The sequence below is a fragment of the Streptomyces caniscabiei genome, assembly GCF_014930365.1.
GTDB lineage: Bacteria > Actinomycetota > Actinomycetes > Streptomycetales > Streptomycetaceae > Streptomyces > Streptomyces caniscabiei.
Map to the genome: position 1 here is coordinate 1 of NZ_JABXWI010000015.1, position 17,348 is coordinate 17,348.

Annotated in this window: 16 protein-coding genes and 1 pseudogene; 8 read left to right on the plus strand and 9 right to left on the minus strand. The window is 68.0% G+C overall.

Annotation, left to right across the window (positions count from 1 at the left end; translation table 11 throughout):
* Positions 1-471 precede the first annotated feature (471 nt).
* Positions 472-1,611 carry a DUF262 domain-containing protein gene (locus HW837_RS34920; RefSeq protein WP_193383135.1) on the plus strand — a complete coding sequence of 380 codons (1,140 nt, stop codon included), beginning with the start codon at positions 472-474 and terminating at the stop codon, positions 1,609-1,611.
* Between the two features lie 20 nt (positions 1,612-1,631).
* The gene (locus HW837_RS34925; RefSeq protein WP_193383136.1) at positions 1,632-2,372 is read left to right on the plus strand and encodes a HEPN domain-containing protein; all 741 of its coding nucleotides are present in this window, start codon (positions 1,632-1,634) and stop codon (positions 2,370-2,372) included.
* Positions 2,373-3,356: 984 nt separating this feature from the next.
* Here HW837_RS34925 and HW837_RS34930 read toward each other — a convergent pair.
* From HW837_RS34930 to HW837_RS34945, 4 genes are all read right to left on the minus strand, one after another.
* Positions 3,357-3,653 (minus strand): hypothetical protein, encoded by a 297-nt coding sequence (locus tag HW837_RS34930; RefSeq protein WP_193383137.1) that lies wholly within the window; start codon positions 3,651-3,653, stop codon positions 3,357-3,359.
* A gap of 304 nt (positions 3,654-3,957) precedes the next feature.
* Positions 3,958-4,191 (minus strand): hypothetical protein, encoded by a 234-nt coding sequence (locus HW837_RS34935; protein ID WP_193383141.1) that lies wholly within the window; start codon positions 4,189-4,191, stop codon positions 3,958-3,960.
* The gene (locus HW837_RS34940; protein WP_193383138.1) at positions 4,188-5,024 is read right to left on the minus strand and encodes a hypothetical protein; all 837 of its coding nucleotides are present in this window, start codon (positions 5,022-5,024) and stop codon (positions 4,188-4,190) included. The genes HW837_RS34935 and HW837_RS34940 overlap by 4 nt, the downstream gene beginning before the upstream one ends.
* On the minus strand, positions 5,021-5,269 hold the full coding sequence (locus HW837_RS34945; protein WP_237270506.1) for a PadR family transcriptional regulator: 249 nt from the start codon (positions 5,267-5,269) through the stop codon (positions 5,021-5,023). Before HW837_RS34945 ends, HW837_RS34940 begins: the two co-directional genes overlap by 4 nt.
* A gap of 346 nt (positions 5,270-5,615) precedes the next feature.
* On the opposite strand from HW837_RS34945, the gene HW837_RS34950 reads away from it, so the two are divergent.
* The 3 genes and pseudogenes from HW837_RS34950 to HW837_RS34960 all read left to right on the plus strand — a co-directional run bounded on the left by HW837_RS34950 (position 5,616) and on the right by HW837_RS34960 (position 9,103).
* Positions 5,616-6,074 carry a hypothetical protein gene (locus HW837_RS34950; RefSeq protein ID WP_193383139.1) on the plus strand — a complete coding sequence of 153 codons (459 nt, stop codon included), beginning with the start codon at positions 5,616-5,618 and terminating at the stop codon, positions 6,072-6,074.
* 605 nt (positions 6,075-6,679) lie between these two features.
* A pseudogene (locus HW837_RS49715) lies at positions 6,680-7,791 on the plus strand (ArsR/SmtB family transcription factor).
* 52 nt (positions 7,792-7,843) lie between these two features.
* Positions 7,844-9,103, plus strand: a complete 1,260-nt coding sequence (locus HW837_RS34960; protein WP_193380353.1) for an MFS transporter — start codon at positions 7,844-7,846, stop codon at positions 9,101-9,103.
* 279 nt (positions 9,104-9,382) lie between these two features.
* On the opposite strand, the gene HW837_RS34965 is transcribed toward HW837_RS34960, so the two are convergent.
* Complete coding sequence (locus HW837_RS34965; RefSeq protein WP_193380352.1) at positions 9,383-10,042, minus strand: response regulator; 660 nt, start codon at positions 10,040-10,042, stop codon at positions 9,383-9,385.
* Complete coding sequence (locus HW837_RS34970; RefSeq protein WP_193380351.1) at positions 10,039-11,235, minus strand: sensor histidine kinase; 1,197 nt, start codon at positions 11,233-11,235, stop codon at positions 10,039-10,041. The genes HW837_RS34965 and HW837_RS34970 overlap by 4 nt, the downstream gene beginning before the upstream one ends.
* 162 nt (positions 11,236-11,397) lie before the next feature.
* Between HW837_RS34970 and HW837_RS34975 the strand changes: the two genes are divergently transcribed.
* The 3 genes from HW837_RS34975 (at position 11,398) to HW837_RS34985 (ending at position 15,104) form a co-directional block, all read left to right on the plus strand.
* Positions 11,398-12,138 (plus strand): ABC transporter ATP-binding protein, encoded by a 741-nt coding sequence (locus tag HW837_RS34975; protein ID WP_193380350.1) that lies wholly within the window; start codon positions 11,398-11,400, stop codon positions 12,136-12,138.
* Positions 12,135-14,144 carry an FtsX-like permease family protein gene (locus tag HW837_RS34980; protein ID WP_193380349.1) on the plus strand — a complete coding sequence of 670 codons (2,010 nt, stop codon included), beginning with the start codon at positions 12,135-12,137 and terminating at the stop codon, positions 14,142-14,144. The genes HW837_RS34975 and HW837_RS34980 overlap by 4 nt, the downstream gene beginning before the upstream one ends.
* Before the next feature lie 696 nt (positions 14,145-14,840).
* Positions 14,841-15,104 (plus strand): hypothetical protein, encoded by a 264-nt coding sequence (locus HW837_RS34985; RefSeq protein WP_193380348.1) that lies wholly within the window; start codon positions 14,841-14,843, stop codon positions 15,102-15,104.
* 111 nt (positions 15,105-15,215) lie between these two features.
* On the opposite strand, the gene HW837_RS34990 is transcribed toward HW837_RS34985, so the two are convergent.
* The 3 genes from HW837_RS34990 to HW837_RS35000 form a co-directional block, all read right to left on the minus strand.
* A complete protein-coding gene (locus tag HW837_RS34990) occupies positions 15,216-15,566 on the minus strand; it encodes a YybH family protein (protein ID WP_193380347.1) in 351 nt (116 codons plus the stop codon).
* A gap of 391 nt (positions 15,567-15,957) precedes the next feature.
* Entirely contained in the window at positions 15,958-16,308 is a 351-nt protein-coding gene (locus tag HW837_RS34995; protein ID WP_193380346.1) for a YybH family protein, read from the minus strand.
* Positions 16,309-16,470: 162 nt separating this feature from the next.
* Positions 16,471-17,283, minus strand: a complete 813-nt coding sequence (locus HW837_RS35000) for an MBL fold metallo-hydrolase (RefSeq protein WP_193380345.1) — start codon at positions 17,281-17,283, stop codon at positions 16,471-16,473.
* Between the last annotated feature and the right edge of the window lie 65 nt (positions 17,284-17,348).

A 17,348-nucleotide genomic window follows, 5' to 3' on the forward strand; every position in this document is an offset into this window, starting at 1 on the left:
CCCCACACGCACCGCAACGACGCGCACAGAAAAGCCGATCACGGCCACCGTCAACCATCAGCTGGGATCGAACTGTCAAGCATCAACCGGGATCGGACAAGCCCCAGCAGGCCGACTGAGTTACAACTTTCTCTACTGGTTCAAGGCGGCTCGCTCCGCTCACCGCGCGCGGCACGGGCGCCGGCCGGGCCTGCGCTCCTGTCTCCGCCCCGCTCCAGCCCGGCCGGCGCCCGTGCCGCACGGACAGCGACCAGTCGTGTGCGGTCAGAGAAGATGTACTTCGTGGCGGGTCGGCCCACTCTGCGACTTTAGCCAGCGATGGACGGGCTCCGCAGTCCCGTACGTCCACCCGCCGGGAGTGCAATAGTGAGTAGTCCATCTTGATGACAAGTACCCACACGGACGAAACCGTTGTGGGAGCATCTGGGCCACCAGCATCAAGGCAGCATCCAGACGGCAAGGGAATCATGCATGGCCGATACCGAAGAGAACACCCTCAGTAAAATCATCGAAGATGAAAATGGCCAGGAGGCGCAAAACGAAGGCGACCGAAATGCGATTAGAGAACGTTGGGAAAGGGGACAGCGTGAGCTAATGACGTACGCATTCGACTTCAATGCGCACACGCTGACATCTCTGGTTAGGGACGGGCAGCTAGATATTTCGCCCGGATATCAGCGCAGGCCGCGGTGGGACATCTACCGCCAGTCGAGGCTTATTGAATCATTCTTGCTCAATATCCCAGTCCCAGCCATTTATTTGAACGAAGACGAGGCTGGGATGTACTCGGTAATCGACGGCATGCACCGAATTGCTGCCATTGTCGATTTCTTTGGAGATCGATATGCACTTTCCGGACTCGAAGTTTTCTATGAAGCAAACGGAAAAAAGTTCAGCGACCTCGACCCGGGAATGCAGCGAACTTTGGCCGCGAGAGCGACTATGCGGGCTACCGTAATTAGTCACCTATCGGATCCCGTAATGAAGTATGATCTATTTCAGCGCTTGAACATGGGCGGCGTTCCACTTAACGCCCAAGAAGTCCGGAACAGCACATTCTCTGGCCCATACAACGATCTTCTTGTCGAGCTGTCCGAGTCCGATGATTTCCGCACTGCGCTCAATTTCACTACGAATTCTTACTCTGCCGTTTGGCGGGCAATGAAGGATGTTGAGCTAGTCCTTCGGTACTTTACCTTGCGCGACTCATGGACGAGCTTCAGGGGCTCCATGACTTACGCCCTGAATGCTCACATGTCTAAGAATGCGTACGCCAGCCTGGGCGAACTGCAGGAGCTGAGAGAGGACTTTCTTTCTACGCTAAAAAAGGCCGCAGCAGCATTCGGCCCGCATCTATTTCGCAGGATCACTAACTCAGGACGCCCATCACCTAGAATCTCAGTCCCCATTTATGATGCCCAAATGCTGTCGGTTCGCGGCTTCTCGATTGCCCAACTCGAAAGAAATACCGAAGCCATCCAGCAGGGAATGAAGGAACTGCTTCAAAATGCATACTTCAACGAATCAACCAGGATCCACACGAGCTCACCGCACAGTATTCACTATCGCATTGAATCCCTAATTGGCATGCTCCACAACGCCGTGGAGTAGACGTGCCTCGACAGACATTCATGAAGCAACTTTCCGACGTAGATGAGCTCCTAAACCTTGCGGATTCACTAGCCGTAAAACACGCATCCCTCACCTATTATCCTCATCGAATCAGCGTAAACCCCCTCCTTTCCGGGGCCGTGGTGTTGCTGTGTGCTCGATTTGAGGAATTCATTAAGAGTGCAATCACTTATGCACTGGAACAGCACTCCCATGCGGTTCCATCATTACAGCTGCCAGACCTCCCGGAAGAGCTTCAAGTTCATATAGTTCATCAGAGCATGAACGCTGCTCTGCAAAGAACGCGGTTTGGTGTCGCGCGCACACCGAACGACCGGCTCAGCGGGGGCCTTGCCATGGCAAGGCGTTTCTTGGCCGGTGACATCTGGGCAGACCATGCTATTGACACTGGCGGGAATCCAGGGCCCGAGACAGTAAAGAACCTAATGAAACTTGTCGGCATTCGCGACCCGTGGGGCGTACTGCAGGGCAAATGCAGGTCTGGCTACAAGCAACCGTCCATTCCTGGCATGACTATAATGCAAGTTGGCGATCCGAAGGATCGCCTTGAAAACATTATGGCTATCAGGAACGAGGTCGCTCACAGCGGCGCGCACATCTCCGCTTCGTCTGCGGAAATCAGATATGATGTTGACTTTGTAGGTCAACTCTCTGGATGGATTTACGATGTCCTTCAGAAGCACGTTGAGGATTTCGCGAGAACCAAAGGTAGGACGCCGGCCGTTTGGCAGCCACGCTAGCTGGGGCACTTGCACTCAACTTGTTGTCAGATGGCGATGTCGTTGTCCACCTACTGACTTTCAAAGCGTGGTGTCGTGAGGATCTGACTGCTCGTGATCCGAGCGGTACGCCGTCTTCATAGGGTACGCGCAGGGTGGCGGGCTGATCTCCGAACGTCGGGCGTTTCGTGAGCGATTGCTGCTGGCCGGGACCTTGCTGTGCGCCGTCCAAGAGAACTGCCATAGGGCATAGTTGAGGACGCGTGCGGCGCTGATCGTATCCGTGTCGGTCAACAGTGGGAGGTTTTCAGTAGGTGACCGCGCCGGTCTTCGGCAGCCGCTGCCTCCTCAAGGACCGCTGACGTGGGTTCCAACGGTGAGGGGGTAGTCGGTAAGCTCCCGACCGGCGGCAAGGCGGAGGCTGACCATGCAGACCTCCTTCACGGCCCGGGCGTAGTTCGTATACGCCGACAGACGACGCTCATCCCACCTGACCGCTCGCTGACGACGCCAACGAGAACGCCCTCGGTGACTGCAGTGAATAGGTAAGAAGTGGCAGCGCCTATCGCCACTCCAAGCAGCGTGGGCACTTGGTCAGCCAACGCCACTTTGAGGGGGGGGGATGCCCCCGAGTCGCCTTCGCGGGCCGACCGTCGCGGCTTGCCCTGGTCGACGGCACCAATAGCGTGGCTGAATGCCGGTGGGGGTGCAGCGAGGCACACGCGCGCCTGGGCGGTCGGCTGACGCGCCGTCGTGGCGGGCTTTCGTCGGCTGAGGCTGAGGCGCGCTGCGACGAAGACGCCGGCCGTCAGCCGAACGAGCCCCCGCACCGGGCGAAGCTGGGCCGTCCAAGGCCGCTCGAAAGTAGCCAATGACGACCAACGACGACCACCAGGCGCACGAACCCATAGCCCCTGACCAGCAAAAACCCAGCTCACCAAGATCCCCGGCAAACCCAGGGCAAGAAGAAGTAGTGCACCGAGCGGTTAGCGTCTGTCGTTTGGATCAGGCCGTGGGACGGCGGCGAGCGCGGAGCCAGTGGGCGGCCTTTACGGCGTAGACGGCAGTCATGAGCGCGAAGCCAGTGAGGGTGAGCCAGAACCAAGATTCTTCCACTGCGAGACTCAGCAGCAGGCCGCCGAGGAGCAGTATGGAGCTGACGACGTCCAGCAGGTCAAGGCGAGCCTCGAAGCGCACTGACGAGTCGGGTCCGCGCAGTCGGCGGATGACGGGAACGAGGCCGAGGGCCTGCAAGACGGCCAGACCAAGAGCGAGCCAGACGAACCAGCCGGGTATGTCCACGGCGCGCACTGTATCGCGCCCTCCGGAACCCTGGAGTGTCTAACCGCGTGACAACGCCGACGAACAACGGCGGACAAGCGTGGACGTCGGCGGACCATCAGCGCAGGTGAGGGGTGCACCAGCCCAAGGCCGAGCGCCCACCCAAGTTGCTTCGGGACGAAGAGGTCGCGGGTCAAATCCCGCCACCCCGACAGTGAAACACCAGGGCAGGAGGCTGGTTCGCATAGCGGTCAGACCTCTGAGTGGTTTCCAGGCCCGTTGGAAGAAATCTGGGCAACTCGGGTCACGGAACGCCCGCAGGCGGTCAGTTGCCGATCAGTTTGTGCAGGCCGAGAGTGCTGGTGCCGAAGCCTGTCAGGCCAGCGAGCAAGGCGGCTGCAACCTGGCCCGCGCTGAAGTAAGTCAGAACGCCGACGACGGCACCGACGAATGCGGCAGCGAGGAACACCACGACAGCGCGCTGACTCAGTAGCGGCTCGACCTCCGGACTCGACGAGTCCGGCGCGGTCGGGGGAGTCGACGGGTGCGGAGTTGTCATTCCGACCCCTTCTCCAGTGTCGACAAGCCGAGTTCGCGCAGCGCGCGGCTCAGGCAGCGCCGCGCGGCTTCGGGAGCACCGCGGCGCTGGTACTCCCGGGCCGCGTCGTGCAGCTGCTGCGCGACCCAGCGGTCACCGTCGGGCTGGGTCTCCAGCAGATGCCGCGCCGTCGCCATCGGACCGTGCCCCGCATCCACCAAGTCCCAGGCGGCTTTGTCATGCATCGCATGACGCACGCTGCACGGAATGGTCTGGTAGACCGTCGTGGCGATGAGCGGGTGCCCAAACTTCGGCATCGGGCCGTCGGTGAAAATCCGCTCGGACCGCAGCAGGTCCGCCGCCTTCACGGCCTCGGCCGTGCCGAGCGCCGCCAGGGACGCCGCCAGGGCCGGCGTCGCCTCGGAACCGAGGACGGCCACAGCCCAGGCCAGCCTCACTGCGGGGCTGCCCAGCTGATCCACCTGGTTCGCCAGGCCCCAAACAGGTGGGGCATCCATATCGGCTGGCTCGCGCCGCAGCGAGCCGAAGCGGTCGGTACGCACCGTGTACGCGTACCGCGGCATTGCAAGGAGCTGCATGACGATCCACGACCACTGGGACCAGCGGCCAGGCAGGTCCGTCAGGTAGCCGCGCTGCTCCTCCAGCCACTCGGTCTGCTCGTCTCCGGGTAGAAGCCAGGCCAAGAGCCGAAGCGCGGTGATACAAGTGCAACCGACTTCTGTGTCTTCGGCCGGTTGAACGGGCTTGCGTAGCCGCCTCCACAGGGGCTCCCGACCAAGCCGAAACCATGGGGAATGCTCCGGCTCTTCCTTGCCGGTCCCGTAGTCGTTCACCCGGCTCCTCCCACGAGGCCGGGTCGGGCGACGCCGGGACGGCCACTGGCCGGCGCGGCGGCGGTGGCTGCGGCGAGGGCGCGCGGGGCGCGTTCGGCACCCTTGGGGGTAATGCGGTAGTAGCGGCGGCGGGGGCGGCCTTCGGTCTCAGCGGCCTGGTCCTGCTCCCAGTACCGCTCGACCCAGCCAGCCTGCCGGAGGCGTTCAAGGAGTGGGAAGAGGGTGCCGTTTGGCAGCCTGGTCATCTCCGACAGCTTCAGTCCGTACAGTCCCTCATTCAGCACCACCGAGCGGCGTTCGCCGTCCGCCCCCTGTCCAAGGAGCGCACGCAGCACCGTTTGAGTGTGCGGAGTCATCCTCACCTCTGACATGTCGTCAATCTACCTAGGTAGGCAGCCTGCGTCTACCTAGGTAGACGAGCTGGGAGCCGTACGACCTTACCGCCGGTACTCAGCTCGGCCGTTCGCCCAGGTCAGCACCCGAACCCGCCTCGAATGCTCGCAGCTTCCCAAGCCGAGGTACCAGCCAAGTCACCGGCGGCAACTGACCTCAAGTCCTGCCACCGGACGTACGAGTGTCTACGATCGCGCGGTGAGCTACGACATCTACTTCTTGAGCCGACGCGAAGGGCAGTCCTGGGATGACGCCCTGGAGGCCATGGAGGACGCAGCTGGGGAGAGCGAGCCGATCCCTGGCCGCCTCCTTGAAGCTTGGGACCGAATCGTGCCGCAGGCTCGGACCCTGCTGGGCGAAGTAGAGATCACGGAATATGGGCAGGAGTCGCGGGACCTGAGTCACTCGGGCACCGGCATCGACCTGTCCGTCTTCGGCGACGAGGTGAGCATCACTGTGCCCTACTGGCATGCGGGGGACGACGCTGCGGTCGTACTCGACAAGGTTTTCGCCCTTGCGGCCATCGTCGAGAAGGAGACTGGGCTGACTGCCTACGATCCCCAGGTGGAGCGTCCACTTCGAGAGACACCGTTGCAGGGCGCTACCGGGCTGATGTCGCGCATCACCGAGGATTTACGCAGCCGCTACGGCGGTTGATCACCAGGCAAGGCGGCGCCGGGCCAGGTTCGAGCCATCTACGCGTCGCGTGCCACAGTCGTGCCAGATACAGGGGTCAGCTGCGGTCAACAGGGGTGACCGGCAGGCACCATCGTGCCGACTGGCTTGGTCGGGGTATCCGCAGGTCACCTACCTTTCCACCCAGCCTCTCTCCTAAAGCGGGTGTCGCAGGTTCGAATCCTGCCGGGGGCACAATGCGTTACCGCTCTGACCTGTGGTTTCTTCCCCAGGGAGGCGCTCTATTCGGCCTCGGACTCCTCGTCCGGGGCCGTTTGCGTGAGCGGACGGGGAGTTGACCTCCCGAGCGTCTCCCAACGGATCAACACCGTTCGGCACGGATTCCGTGTCGGGCTCCTCCGCGTCGGCGGGCTCGAGTTCCGCTTCAAAAGCGGTGTTCTGCCTCGTTGATCGCCAGGTCCGCGGAAGTAGGGCCTCTTGCGCAGCCCGCAGGCGGGACACGCTCACCACCTCGAGGCGGGCCCCCGGTGAGAACGACGCACAGGTCATCGTCAGTCACCATCGCCGACCACCGTCTCGTGCGGCACGCTCCCTCAGGGGACGCCGGACGGCGAGGATGGCGAGTCATGACGATCGTGTTCCGGGTGCCCGCCGGTGGTGCGGAGCGGGTGGGGTTCGCCTACTCGCCGGCGATGGAAGCCGTACTGAGCCTTCATGTGCTGGTGGAGCCCAAGCACCACCCCGTCCAGCACGGCTGGGTACGCGCGATGCGCAAGCTGTCGCCGGCGCTGAAGCGGGAGATCGAGGCGTTCTCCTACGCGGTGCGCTCGTACTTTCCCGAGTTCCTCTTCCGCGGCCGACCGGAGGGCTCGCGGACTTCGGCAGCGAGCTGGCCGGCCTGCGCACGGCGGACCCGGAGCTGGTCCGCATGGAGTTCGCCATCCCGCTGCTTTCGCCGTGGCCGGGCGGCGGCGAGGGCAGGGACCCCCACGCGCTGCGGGAACCGGACGCACGCGGCCTGCTGCGCGAGCGCGCCGCGCGCGAGAGCGACGAAGCGATGGCCGCGATGCTCCTGGACGACCCCCGCGCACTCCTCGAAAGGTTCCTGAGCATGCTGGAACGCTACTGGCGGGAGGCGTTCGAGGAGGAATGGGCCCGGATCGAACCGGAACTGGCCGCCGGGGTGAGCGAGGCCGGGCACCAGATCGAACAGCGCGGCCTGTACGGCATGCTCCGCGGCCTGTGGCCGGAGGTGCGCAGCGACCGGCAGGCCGAACGCTTCTGGCTGGAGCGTCCCCACGACCACGAGGTCGCCATCGGCCCGGACGACACCCTGCTGCTCGCCCCCAGCGCCTATGTGTGGCCGCACGTCCGGGTCAACTGCGACGGCCCCTGGCCACTCGGCCTCGTCTTTCCCGTCTCTTCGATCGCCCGGGAGGCCCGCCCCAGAATTCCCCCCGCACAGCTCGTCGGCACGCTTCGCGCGCTCGCCGACGACACCCGCCTGCGTGCCCTCCGGCTGATCGCCGAACGCCCGCGCAGCACCCAGGAGTTGGCTCCACTCGTCGGCGTCAGCGAGGCCGCCCTGTCCAAGCACCTGCGCGTCCTGGCGGACGCGGGCCTGCTCGAACGCCGCCGTGAGGGCTACTACGTCCTCTACCGGCTCCTGCCCGGGCAGGTGGCGGGTCTCGCTCCCAGCCTGGAGAGCTTTCTGCATACCGCCGACCCCATTGATTAGCCATCTGCCTAATAAGTGGATCAGGTGCCCGAGGAGATCCGACAGTGGCGGCATGTCACTGCTCAGGGACCGCGATTTCCTGCTTCTCTTCGTCGGCCAGGCCGTCTCACGCTTCGGCGACGGCCTGTACACCGCCGCGACCGCCTGGCTGGCCTGGACGCTGACGAAGGACCCGACGGCCGTCGCCGTGGTCAGCGTGGCCGCGTTCGCGCCCGCGTTCCTGGCCACGTTCGTGTCCGCCTCGTACGCCGACCGTTACGACCGCCGCAAGCTGATGATCGCCACCGATCTGGCCCGGGTCGCCGTGGTGGCGGTGGCCGCGGTGCTGCTGTCCCTCGGCCTGCTGAACCTGCCCCTGCTCGTGGTGACAACGGCGCTACTGGCCCTGATCGGCGCCCCGTTCGCCCCGGCCCGCAACGCCATCGTCACGCAGATCGTCCCGGCCGACCGTCTGCAACAGGCCAACGGGCTGCTGCAAGTCGCCTTCCGGGCCGCCTTCTTCGTCGGCCCGCTCATGCTCGCGCCGCTGCTGGCCCACGGCTCCATGCGGGCGGCGCTGGTGGTCAACGGACTGACCTTCCTCGGTTCGGCGGGCGCCGTGGCCGCCATCCGCGTCACCCGCCCCGTCCTCGCCGCAGGCCAGGCGGGCCTATGGGCCGACCTCGCCGCCGGGCTCAAGGCCGTGCGGGCCGCTTCCGACGTGCTGGTGGTCATCGTGACCTTCGTGCTCGCCCTCGCCCTGACCAGTGGTTTCCTGACGGTGGGGCTGGTCGCCGTCGTGGGGCAGGGCGGCCGCTACGGGCTGTTGCTGGGCGTCGCCGGGGTCGCGGAAGTGGCGGGGGCGCTCCTGTTGGCCGGTCTGCGGATGCGCAGGCTCGCCCTGGCGGCGGTGCTGGCCTGGGCCCTGCTCGGCATCTTCCGTGCGCCGCTCGGGATCGTCACCTCCACTGCCGGGGCCACAGTGCTCCTGATCGCCACCGGGCTGGCCTCGGCCCTCACGGACATCCCGCTGATCGCGCTGGTGCAGCAGCGCATACCGAGTCACCATCTGGCGAAGGCGTTGGGTCTGTGGGAGGCCGGAGTGGCAGGAGCCCTGGCCGTTTCCCCCTTCGTGGCCTCGACCACCATCGCACTCACCGGAGTCCAGGACGCCTTCCTCCTCTCGGGCGCGGCCCTCGTCGTTCTGGCCATGAGTGCCGCGCTCACCCTGGCCCGCATGGACAGAGCACAGCGGCCCGGGCAGTCGCGCATCGGCGTTCCGGCTGGTTCCGAGGCCGAACAACCGGTGGTCGTGCCGGAGTCCGCCCGGTGACTGACCCCCTGCTGTCGTCCAGCCGGCCCCGATTCCGGACGGCCCGCCGTGAGTGAGGCTCGCCGCACCAGTCGTGAGCCGTTCGCGCTGAACCAGACGTCCGCGCCGCCGCCCTTTCGGCCAGACACGCCTCCTGGGAGCCCGCCTGACCTTCCGCGATCGTCCGGGCGGCGAGACGGAAGCCGTGCTCGGACTACCGACCGGCCTCCAGGGTGAAACCGCCGGCCCTTTCCGCGACGTCGAACTCCCGGTCTGGCCGCAGCGACTGTGCAGCGGGTCCTATCGTTCTCGCACCGTGCCGGACTCCCAGGCCCAGGCGGCGATCTCGACCCGGTTGCGGGCGTCGATCTTCTGCTGGATGTTGGCCAGGTGGGTCTTGACCGTGGACAGTGACACCACGAGTTGCTCGCAGATCTCCTGGTTGGTGCGACCCACCGCGACGAGTCGGGCCACGTCGAGTTCGCGGTCGGTGAGCGGGCTGCCGGCGTCCGGGGCGGGCCGTGTGGCGGACAGTTCCCTCAGCAGCCGGACGGTGACGGCGGGGGAGACCAGGGCGTCGCCGCGTGCGGCGGCCCGGACCGCCTCGATCAGCAGGCTGGGCGGGGCGTCCTTGAGCAGGAAGCCGCACGCCCCGTTGCGCAGCGCCGTGTGGACGTAGTCGTCCTGGTCGAACGTGGTGATCACGACGACCCGCATCGGGTTGTGGACGCCGGGTCCGGCCAGCGCGCGGGTGACGTCCAGGCCGTCCAGTTTCGGCATCCGGATGTCGACCAGGCACACGTCGGGTCGCAGCCGGCGGGCGAGTTCCACGCAGGCGGCGCCGTCGGCGGCCTCGCCGACCACCTCGATGCCGGGCTGGGCGCCGAGGATCAGCCGGAAGCCCATGCGGACCAGTTCCTGGTCGTCCGCGATCAGTACGCGGATCACCGTGTCGTTCACGCCGGTGATCCTGCCACGGCGGCCAGCATCGGGAAGTCGGCGGTCACCCGCCAGCCGCCGTCGTCGGTGGGGGCGGCGGTCAGCGCGCCCTCCACCGCTTCCACGCGTTCGCGCAGGCCGATCAGGCCGAAGCCGCCACGTCCGCCGACCGGGCCGGGGTGGCGTGTGGCCGGTGCCGTGTTGTGCACCTCGACCCGCAGCCGGGGCCCGTCCATGTCGACCCGTACGGCCACCACGGCGCCGTGCGCGTGGCGGCGCACGTTGGTCAGGGCCTCCTGCACGATTCGGTGCACGGAGGTCTCCACCTCGGGGGCGAGACGCGCCCCGCGGGCCGCCGCGGCGACGTGCAGCCGGACGTCGGCTTCGTCTTCGGAGAACGCCGAGACCAGACGGGCGAGTTCCGCCCACACCTCGCCGGGCCGCACGCCCTCGTGGTCGTCCTCGCGCAGGACCCGCACCAGGCGGCGCATCGAGTCCAGCGTCTCCGATCCGGACCGGGTGATGTTCTCCAGCAGCGGTCCGACCTGTTCCGGTGCGGTGTGCTGGAGTGCCAGCGCGGCGTTGGCCTGGACGATGATGCCGGTGACGTGGTGGGCGACGAAGTCGTGCAGGTCGTGGGCGAGTTCCAGGCGCTGGCGCTGGCGTACGGCGGCGATGTCGCGGGCCCGTTGCTCCTTCAGCAGCCGTGCGCGCAGGCCCCAGGCGAGAGCTGTGCCGGCGCCCAGCGTCATCAGCAGGCTCCAGTTGACGGCGGTCTGGCTGTCGGTCTGGATGTCCCTCGGCAGCCAGCGCAGCGGGATCGCGATGGCCGCCACGGCCAGTGCGGCCGACACGGCTGCCGCGGTCCTCGGGCGCGGCACATCCCCCACCGCACGGGAAAGCAGCACCAGCAGAGCGACGCCCTCAAGCAGCCCCCAGGTACCGGCACCGTCCGGGCCCGCGACTGTGCCAATCCCGATAGTGAGGGCCAGCGAGCCGCCGGCGACGAGTACGGCACGTACCTGCGTCTTGGGCCCACGGCCGGGCCACAACAGCGCCGTGCAGGCAAGCGGGCCGGACACGATCGGCAGCCAGCTCGTCCAGCGGTAGTCGGGTTCCCGACCGGCGAACACGTCGAGCAGTCCCAGCAGGCTGAGCAGGATCCAGCCGGCGGCGATCAGCGCCCGGCGGAGCGGCGAAGTCTCGGTGTACACGCTCGGCAGAATACGGAAGAGGCGATTCCCCGCGGACTCGGCCGAATGGCCGATGTCCGGCCCTCACAACCGGCCGTCCGGCCGAGCCCGCCGGGTGGCGTACGCCCAGATCGTGGACGGCATGCATCCGATGATCACCGTTTCCTCCGGGGAGTCCGCCCGATGAACACTGCTTCCGCCGTCCTGACCGGCACCGGCCTGTTCAAGTCCTACGGCATGGCCCGTGCCCTGGCCGGCGTCGACGTCGACGTGACGGCCGGGGAGTCGCTGGCCGTCATGGGCCCGTCCGGCTCCGGCAAGTCCACCCTGCTGCACTGCCTGGCCGGGATCGAGCGGCCCGATTCCGGCGAGGTGCTGCTCGACGGCAAGCGCGTCGACCAGCTCCGTGAGCCGGCCCGCAGCGAGCTGCGCCGCACCGCGTTCGGCTTCGTCTTCCAGTCCGGCCAGCTGCTGCCGGAACTGCCCGCCGACGAGAACGTCGCCCTGCCGCTGATGCTCGGCGGCACGCCACGCCGGGCGGCCGTCGAGCAGGCCCGGCAGTGGTTCGGCCCCCTGGGACTGCAGGGTCTGGAGGGCCGGCGGCCCGGGCAGCTGTCCGGGGGCCAGGCACAGCGGGTGGCCATCGCCCGGGCTCTGGTCGGCAAGCCGAAGGTGATCTTCGCCGACGAGCCGACCGGCGCGTTGGACCAGGCCACCGGCATGGAGGTCATCGACCTGCTGACGGACGTCAGCCGCCGCCAGGGCGCCGCCCTGGTCCTGGTCACCCACGACGCGAACGTGGCCCGCTGGTGCGACCGCACGGTGCAGGTGCGTGACGGCCGGCTGGCCGAGGCTCACACCGGGACGGAGGCCGGGGCAGGGACGGGCACCGGGGCCGAGGCGAACGCGGGGTACCGGCGATGAGGACACTGGACCGCACCACCTGGGCACTGACCTGGCGGCTCACGCGGGCCGGCGGCCGCACCGGCCTGCTCGCCACCGGGCTCGCGGTCGCGGCGGCGGCCGTGTCCACCGCCCTGCTCCTGCTGAGCGTCGCGATGAACCTGGGCTTCCAGCACCGCGCGGACCGCACCGACTGGCGCAACCCCGTGGAATCCTCCCGCCCCGTGGCGGTCGAGGCGGTCGGGACCACCTTCACCGGGAGCGAGCCCGTCACGGTCGTGGACGTCGCGCGACTGCCCGGCCGCGCCGCTCCCGCCCCGCCCGGCCTCGGCCGCTTCCCCGCGCCCGGCGAACTGTGGGTCTCCCCGGCGCTCGGCGCCCTGCTCGACCGGCTGCCCGCCGACCGCCATCCGGTGCCCGGCACGCCCACCGGAACCCTGGGCCGCGCGGCACTGGCCCACCCCGGCGAACTCGTCGCGGTGATCGGACACCGCCCCGGCGACCCGGCGGTCACCGCCGACCGCGCGCCCGACCCGCGCCGGGCCGGCGACATCGTCTCCCCCACCCGCGTCGCCTCCTTCACCGGCGCGCCGCTGACGGACGGCACGGGCACGGCGTACGAGGCCCTGGCCCGGGTCGCCACGATCCTCGTCATCGTTCCGCTGCTGGTGCTCGCGGCCTCCGCCGCACGCCTGTCGGTCTCCCGCCGCGACCAGCGCCTCGCCGCGCTGCGCCTGATCGGTGCCACGCCGGGCCGTGTCGCCGGAATGACGGCCGCCGAGGCACTGCTCACCGGGGCGGCCGGGGCACTGCTCGGCGCCGTGGGGTACGCGGTGCTGCTGCCGCCGGCGGCGAGTCTGCCGCTCGCGGGAGGCGCCTGGTACCCGGCCGACCTGTGGATCGGCGCGCTGCCACTGCTGGCGGTCATGGCCGGGGTGGTCGCGCTGGTCGTGGTCAGCGCGCTCGCCGGACTCCGTCAGGTGGTCGTCGGCCCGCTGGGCGTGGCACGCCGCTCCCGCAGCCGGGGCGCGAGCGTCGTGCGGGCGGTGGTCTTCGTGGCCGTCGTCGCCGTATACGGCTGGATCAGCAAGGAATACGGCAGCGACGACTCCCTCGCGCTGTACGCGTTCGCCGCGGTCTTCCTGGCGCTGGCCGTGATCGGGCCGTGGGTGGTCCGGTTGCTCGGCAGGATCGTCACCGCCCTGGCCGAGCGGCCGGCGACACTGCTGGCCGGGCGCCGGCTGCTGGACGATCCCAAAGCAGCCTGGCGGATCGTCTCCGGACTCACCCTGGCCGGTTTCGTCGCCGGGTTCTTCGCCCTGCTCACCCTGGACGCCGCTCCCCCGTGGGGAGGACGGCCCGACCAGCTCGCCATCGCGGCTCCGGTCCACAAGGTGGCGCAGGTGCGGAAACAGGCCGAACAGCGTCTGCGGGACGCAGGGGTGAGCGCCGTGGTGGGCGTGGACGACGGCTTCGTGGCCACGGCTCCCTACGACAGCCGTCAGGTCACCGCCACCGTCTCCGGCGGCCCGGTCGAACTGGACCGTGCCCGCACCGCGCTGACCGGCCTGATGCCGGACCAGTACCCGCTCACCACCATCGACGTGAACTGGTCCGAGACGCAGTTCACCCAGGACTTCACGACCCTCACCCGGGTGGTGCTCGTGGTGACCTTCACGGTCGCCATCACCTCGGCCGGGATCACCGCGGCCGCCGCCGTCCTGGATCGCCGCCGCACCTACGCCCTGCTGCACCTGGCCGGAACCCCGCTGCGCGTCCTGGACGCCGCCCGCAACCGCGAGACACTCATCCCGGTCACCGTGCTGGCGGGCGGGGCCGTCGCGGCCGGGCTGCTGTGCGGGGGCTCGATGATGCTGGCCGGCGGCGACTCGTCGTTCGACGCACGTGGCCTGACCGTTCTCGCGGTGTGCTGCGCCGCCGGGGTCGGCGGGATTCTCGCGGCCGGCGGCCTGAGCCGCCCCCTGCTGCGCTCGGTCACCCGGCAGGCGGGCGCGCGCGGGGAGTAATGCCGTGGGTGCCGGCCCGGCCCGGCACCCACGCTGCCCGTGGTCGGCCGGGGGCGAGCTCTGCCGGTCTCCCGCCCGCCCCGGCCGTAGGCGTAGCCGACGACCTGCCGACGGAGTCTCTCATCGACGGCCCTGTCTCCATGCGGTGGTAACGAGAGTCGTGAGGGTCGTTGACACTCGCGTGAAGGATGTCAACGAGCTGGTGCGGACGGTGTTTCGGGGCGGGTGCACGGATCTCACCTGCAGCCGCACACCCACTGGTCCTCAAGGAGAACCTCGACGGATTGGGATCCCTGTTCGACGAAGACGCCATGTTCATACCGGGAGCGGGACAGGAACCGGTCTGTCGCACGCGGTGATCGCTCCGCGGCTCTTCCTGGAGAACCTGCTTCTGCCGCCGATCTCGGACAACGCCGACGTCGCCGCTGCCCTGTTCGATCGCCCCGACATCACCGGCACGATCGCCGTGGGACAGCACCCGGGGATCACGAGTCCCGACCTCGCCCAGGCCATCACCGACCACCTCGGCCGACGCGTGTCCTACGAACCTCTCGCCCGAGGCGTTCGGCCACTGCTCGTCCCCCGCCCCGTCCCTTCGGCCCCGAACGCGTACAGGCCCACCTGGCCGAGGACTTCCACGACCACAACCGCCCCGCAGGCTTCGGCGACGAAGCCAGCGACCGCGACGTCCTTGTCATGCTGCTGACCGCACTGGCCACGGCATCTCCCGACGGCCGGCCCATCATCGAACGACTCATCCCCGTCGGCACCGACGAAGCACTGCTGTACCGGCGGTTCACCGGCACAGCCTTCCTCGGCGCCGTGACAGCCGGTGCCCGCGTGGACTTCGCCGGCACCGGCCTGTTCACCGCCGGCAGCGGAGCTTTCACCGTGCAACGCCACGTCGAAGACCTGCTCACCCTCACCAGCCGACTGCGCCCGGACCACGCCGGATCATGACTGTGGCATCGACGCCGGACAGCAAGCGGGGGCCGCATCGAGAATGTCGATACGGCCCCCGCTGCCGTGACGAGGTTCCGTCGCCCGACGGTGATGCCGGGATGACGAGAATCAGACGCCGTAGGGGTTTTCGATGATGTAGACCCAGTCCCCCTCGCTCGTCCTCTTCATCACCTCGACCGACTTTCCTTCCAGGGTGCCGTCCTCGCCCGTGATCCGCCAGGGCACCTGGACCATCGCCAGGTCGCCGTTCTGATGGACCGACGCGGCCCCCATCTCAAAGGTGCCGGGCGCGGCGAGGTAGGGCTTCAGCGCTTCCTTGATGCCTTCTCTGCCGTAGACGGGCTCCTGTCCCGGTCCCGGTACGAACATGGCGTCTTCGTCGAACAGGGAACCCAGTCCGTCGAGGTCCTGGTCCTTGAGGTACTGGGCGAAGCGCTCGTGTACGACTTCCGGTGTCATGTTCTTTCCTTTTCTTTTCGTTTCTTCGTTGCGGACGGACGGGTCGGCTACAGGCGGATCTGCGTGAGTCGTTGACCGGTGGTGCGCGGCGTCAGCCGCAGAAATTGCCGGGCGCTGTCGTGCGCGCTGATGATCTTGTCCGGCACGGTGGCGAGGCCCTCGCGCAGTGCGGTGACCGCAGCCGCTCCCGCGTCTGCGGCGGCGTGGAAGGGGCGGGCCGGTATGCCGGCGGCGGCACCGGGTGAGGTGTCAGCGGGTGTGCGGGTCGGGCAGGGTGACGGGCCGACCCGGGGTGGGCCAGTGCAGCGGGGGCCGCATCGAGGACGCCGATACGGCCCCCGCTGCCGTGACGGGGTTCCGTCGCCCGACGGTGATGCCGGGATGAGGCGAATCAGACGCCGTAGGGGTTGTCGATGATGTAGACCCAGTCCCCCTCGCTCGTCCTCTTCATCACCTCGACCGCCTTGCCTTCCACGATGCCGCTCTCGCTCGTGATCCGCCAGGATGGCTGGACCATCGCCAGGTCGCCGTTCTGATGGACCGACGTGGCGAGCACCTCCATGGTGCTGGGCGCGGCGAGGTAGGGCTTCAGCGCTTCCTTGATGCTTTCCCTGCCGTAGACCGGCTCCTGTCCCGGTCCCGGTACGAACATGGCGTCTTCGTCGAACAGGGAACCCAGTCCGTCGAGGTCCCGGTCCTTGAGGTACTGGGCGAAGCGCTCGTGCACGGCTTCCGGCTTCATGTTCTTTCCTTTTCTTTTCTTTTCGTTTCTTCGTTACGGACGGGCGGGTCGGCTACAGGCGGATCCGCGTGAGTCGTTGACCGGTGGTGCGCGGCGTCAGCCCCACAAGCTGCGGCCCAGAAGGAGCGGGCCGGTGCGCCGGCGGCGGCCCTGGGTGAGGTGTCAGCGGGTGTGCGGGTCGGGCAGGGTGACGGGCTCGCCGGGGGTGGGCCAGCACAGCGGGACGCCGACGCCGTCGAAGACCTGCTGGACGTGGCTGCGGTCCTCGGTGTAGTGCGCCCAGCCCTCGGCGTGCACGGCCACCACGAGGGGGTCGCCGAGCAGGCTGCGGGCCTCGACGGCCTGGACCGCGGTCAGCGACAGCCGTACGTCACCGAATGCCTCGAAGCCGGCCGCGCCCAGGTGCAGCAGCGCCACGTCGATGTGGTACCGGTCGGCCAGGGCGCTCATCGCGTCCAGGTCGACGGTGTCACCGGAGACGTACACGCTCGGTGCGGAGCCGTCGTCGGTGTGCAGGAGGAAGCCGGTGACCGGACCGGTGAGGTCCTCGGTGCCGACGGGCCCGTGGCGGGCGGGGACCGCGGTGATGTTCAGCGGCGTGCGGCCCGGCTTCGACAGGGTCCGGGTCTGCCAGGGCTCCAGGCCGACGGCTGCACCCCCGAGATCGGTGGCGCCGGCGACGGTGGTGAACACCTGCGAGGCAGCGGAGGCCACCGTACGCCCGGCGGTGTCGAGGTTGTCCAGATGCCCGGTGTGGCTGACCACGACGGCGTCGAGAGCGGGCAGTTGCGAGGGCTTCAGCGCCGGGTCGGCGGTCTTGCGCACCGAGACCGGGCCGTCCTGGTACTCGGTGCCGGCGGCGTCGAAGGTCGGGTCGGTCAGCAGCGTCCATCCGGCCAGGCGGATCAGGGCGGTGGGGCCGCCGAGCACCGTCACAGTGTTCGCGGCGCGGGGCACAGCAACGTCGGTTACCACAAGTACTCCTTGACGATCAGCGGTTGGCTCGCTCACTCTGACTGAGTTACTTTCTCGAGGGAAGT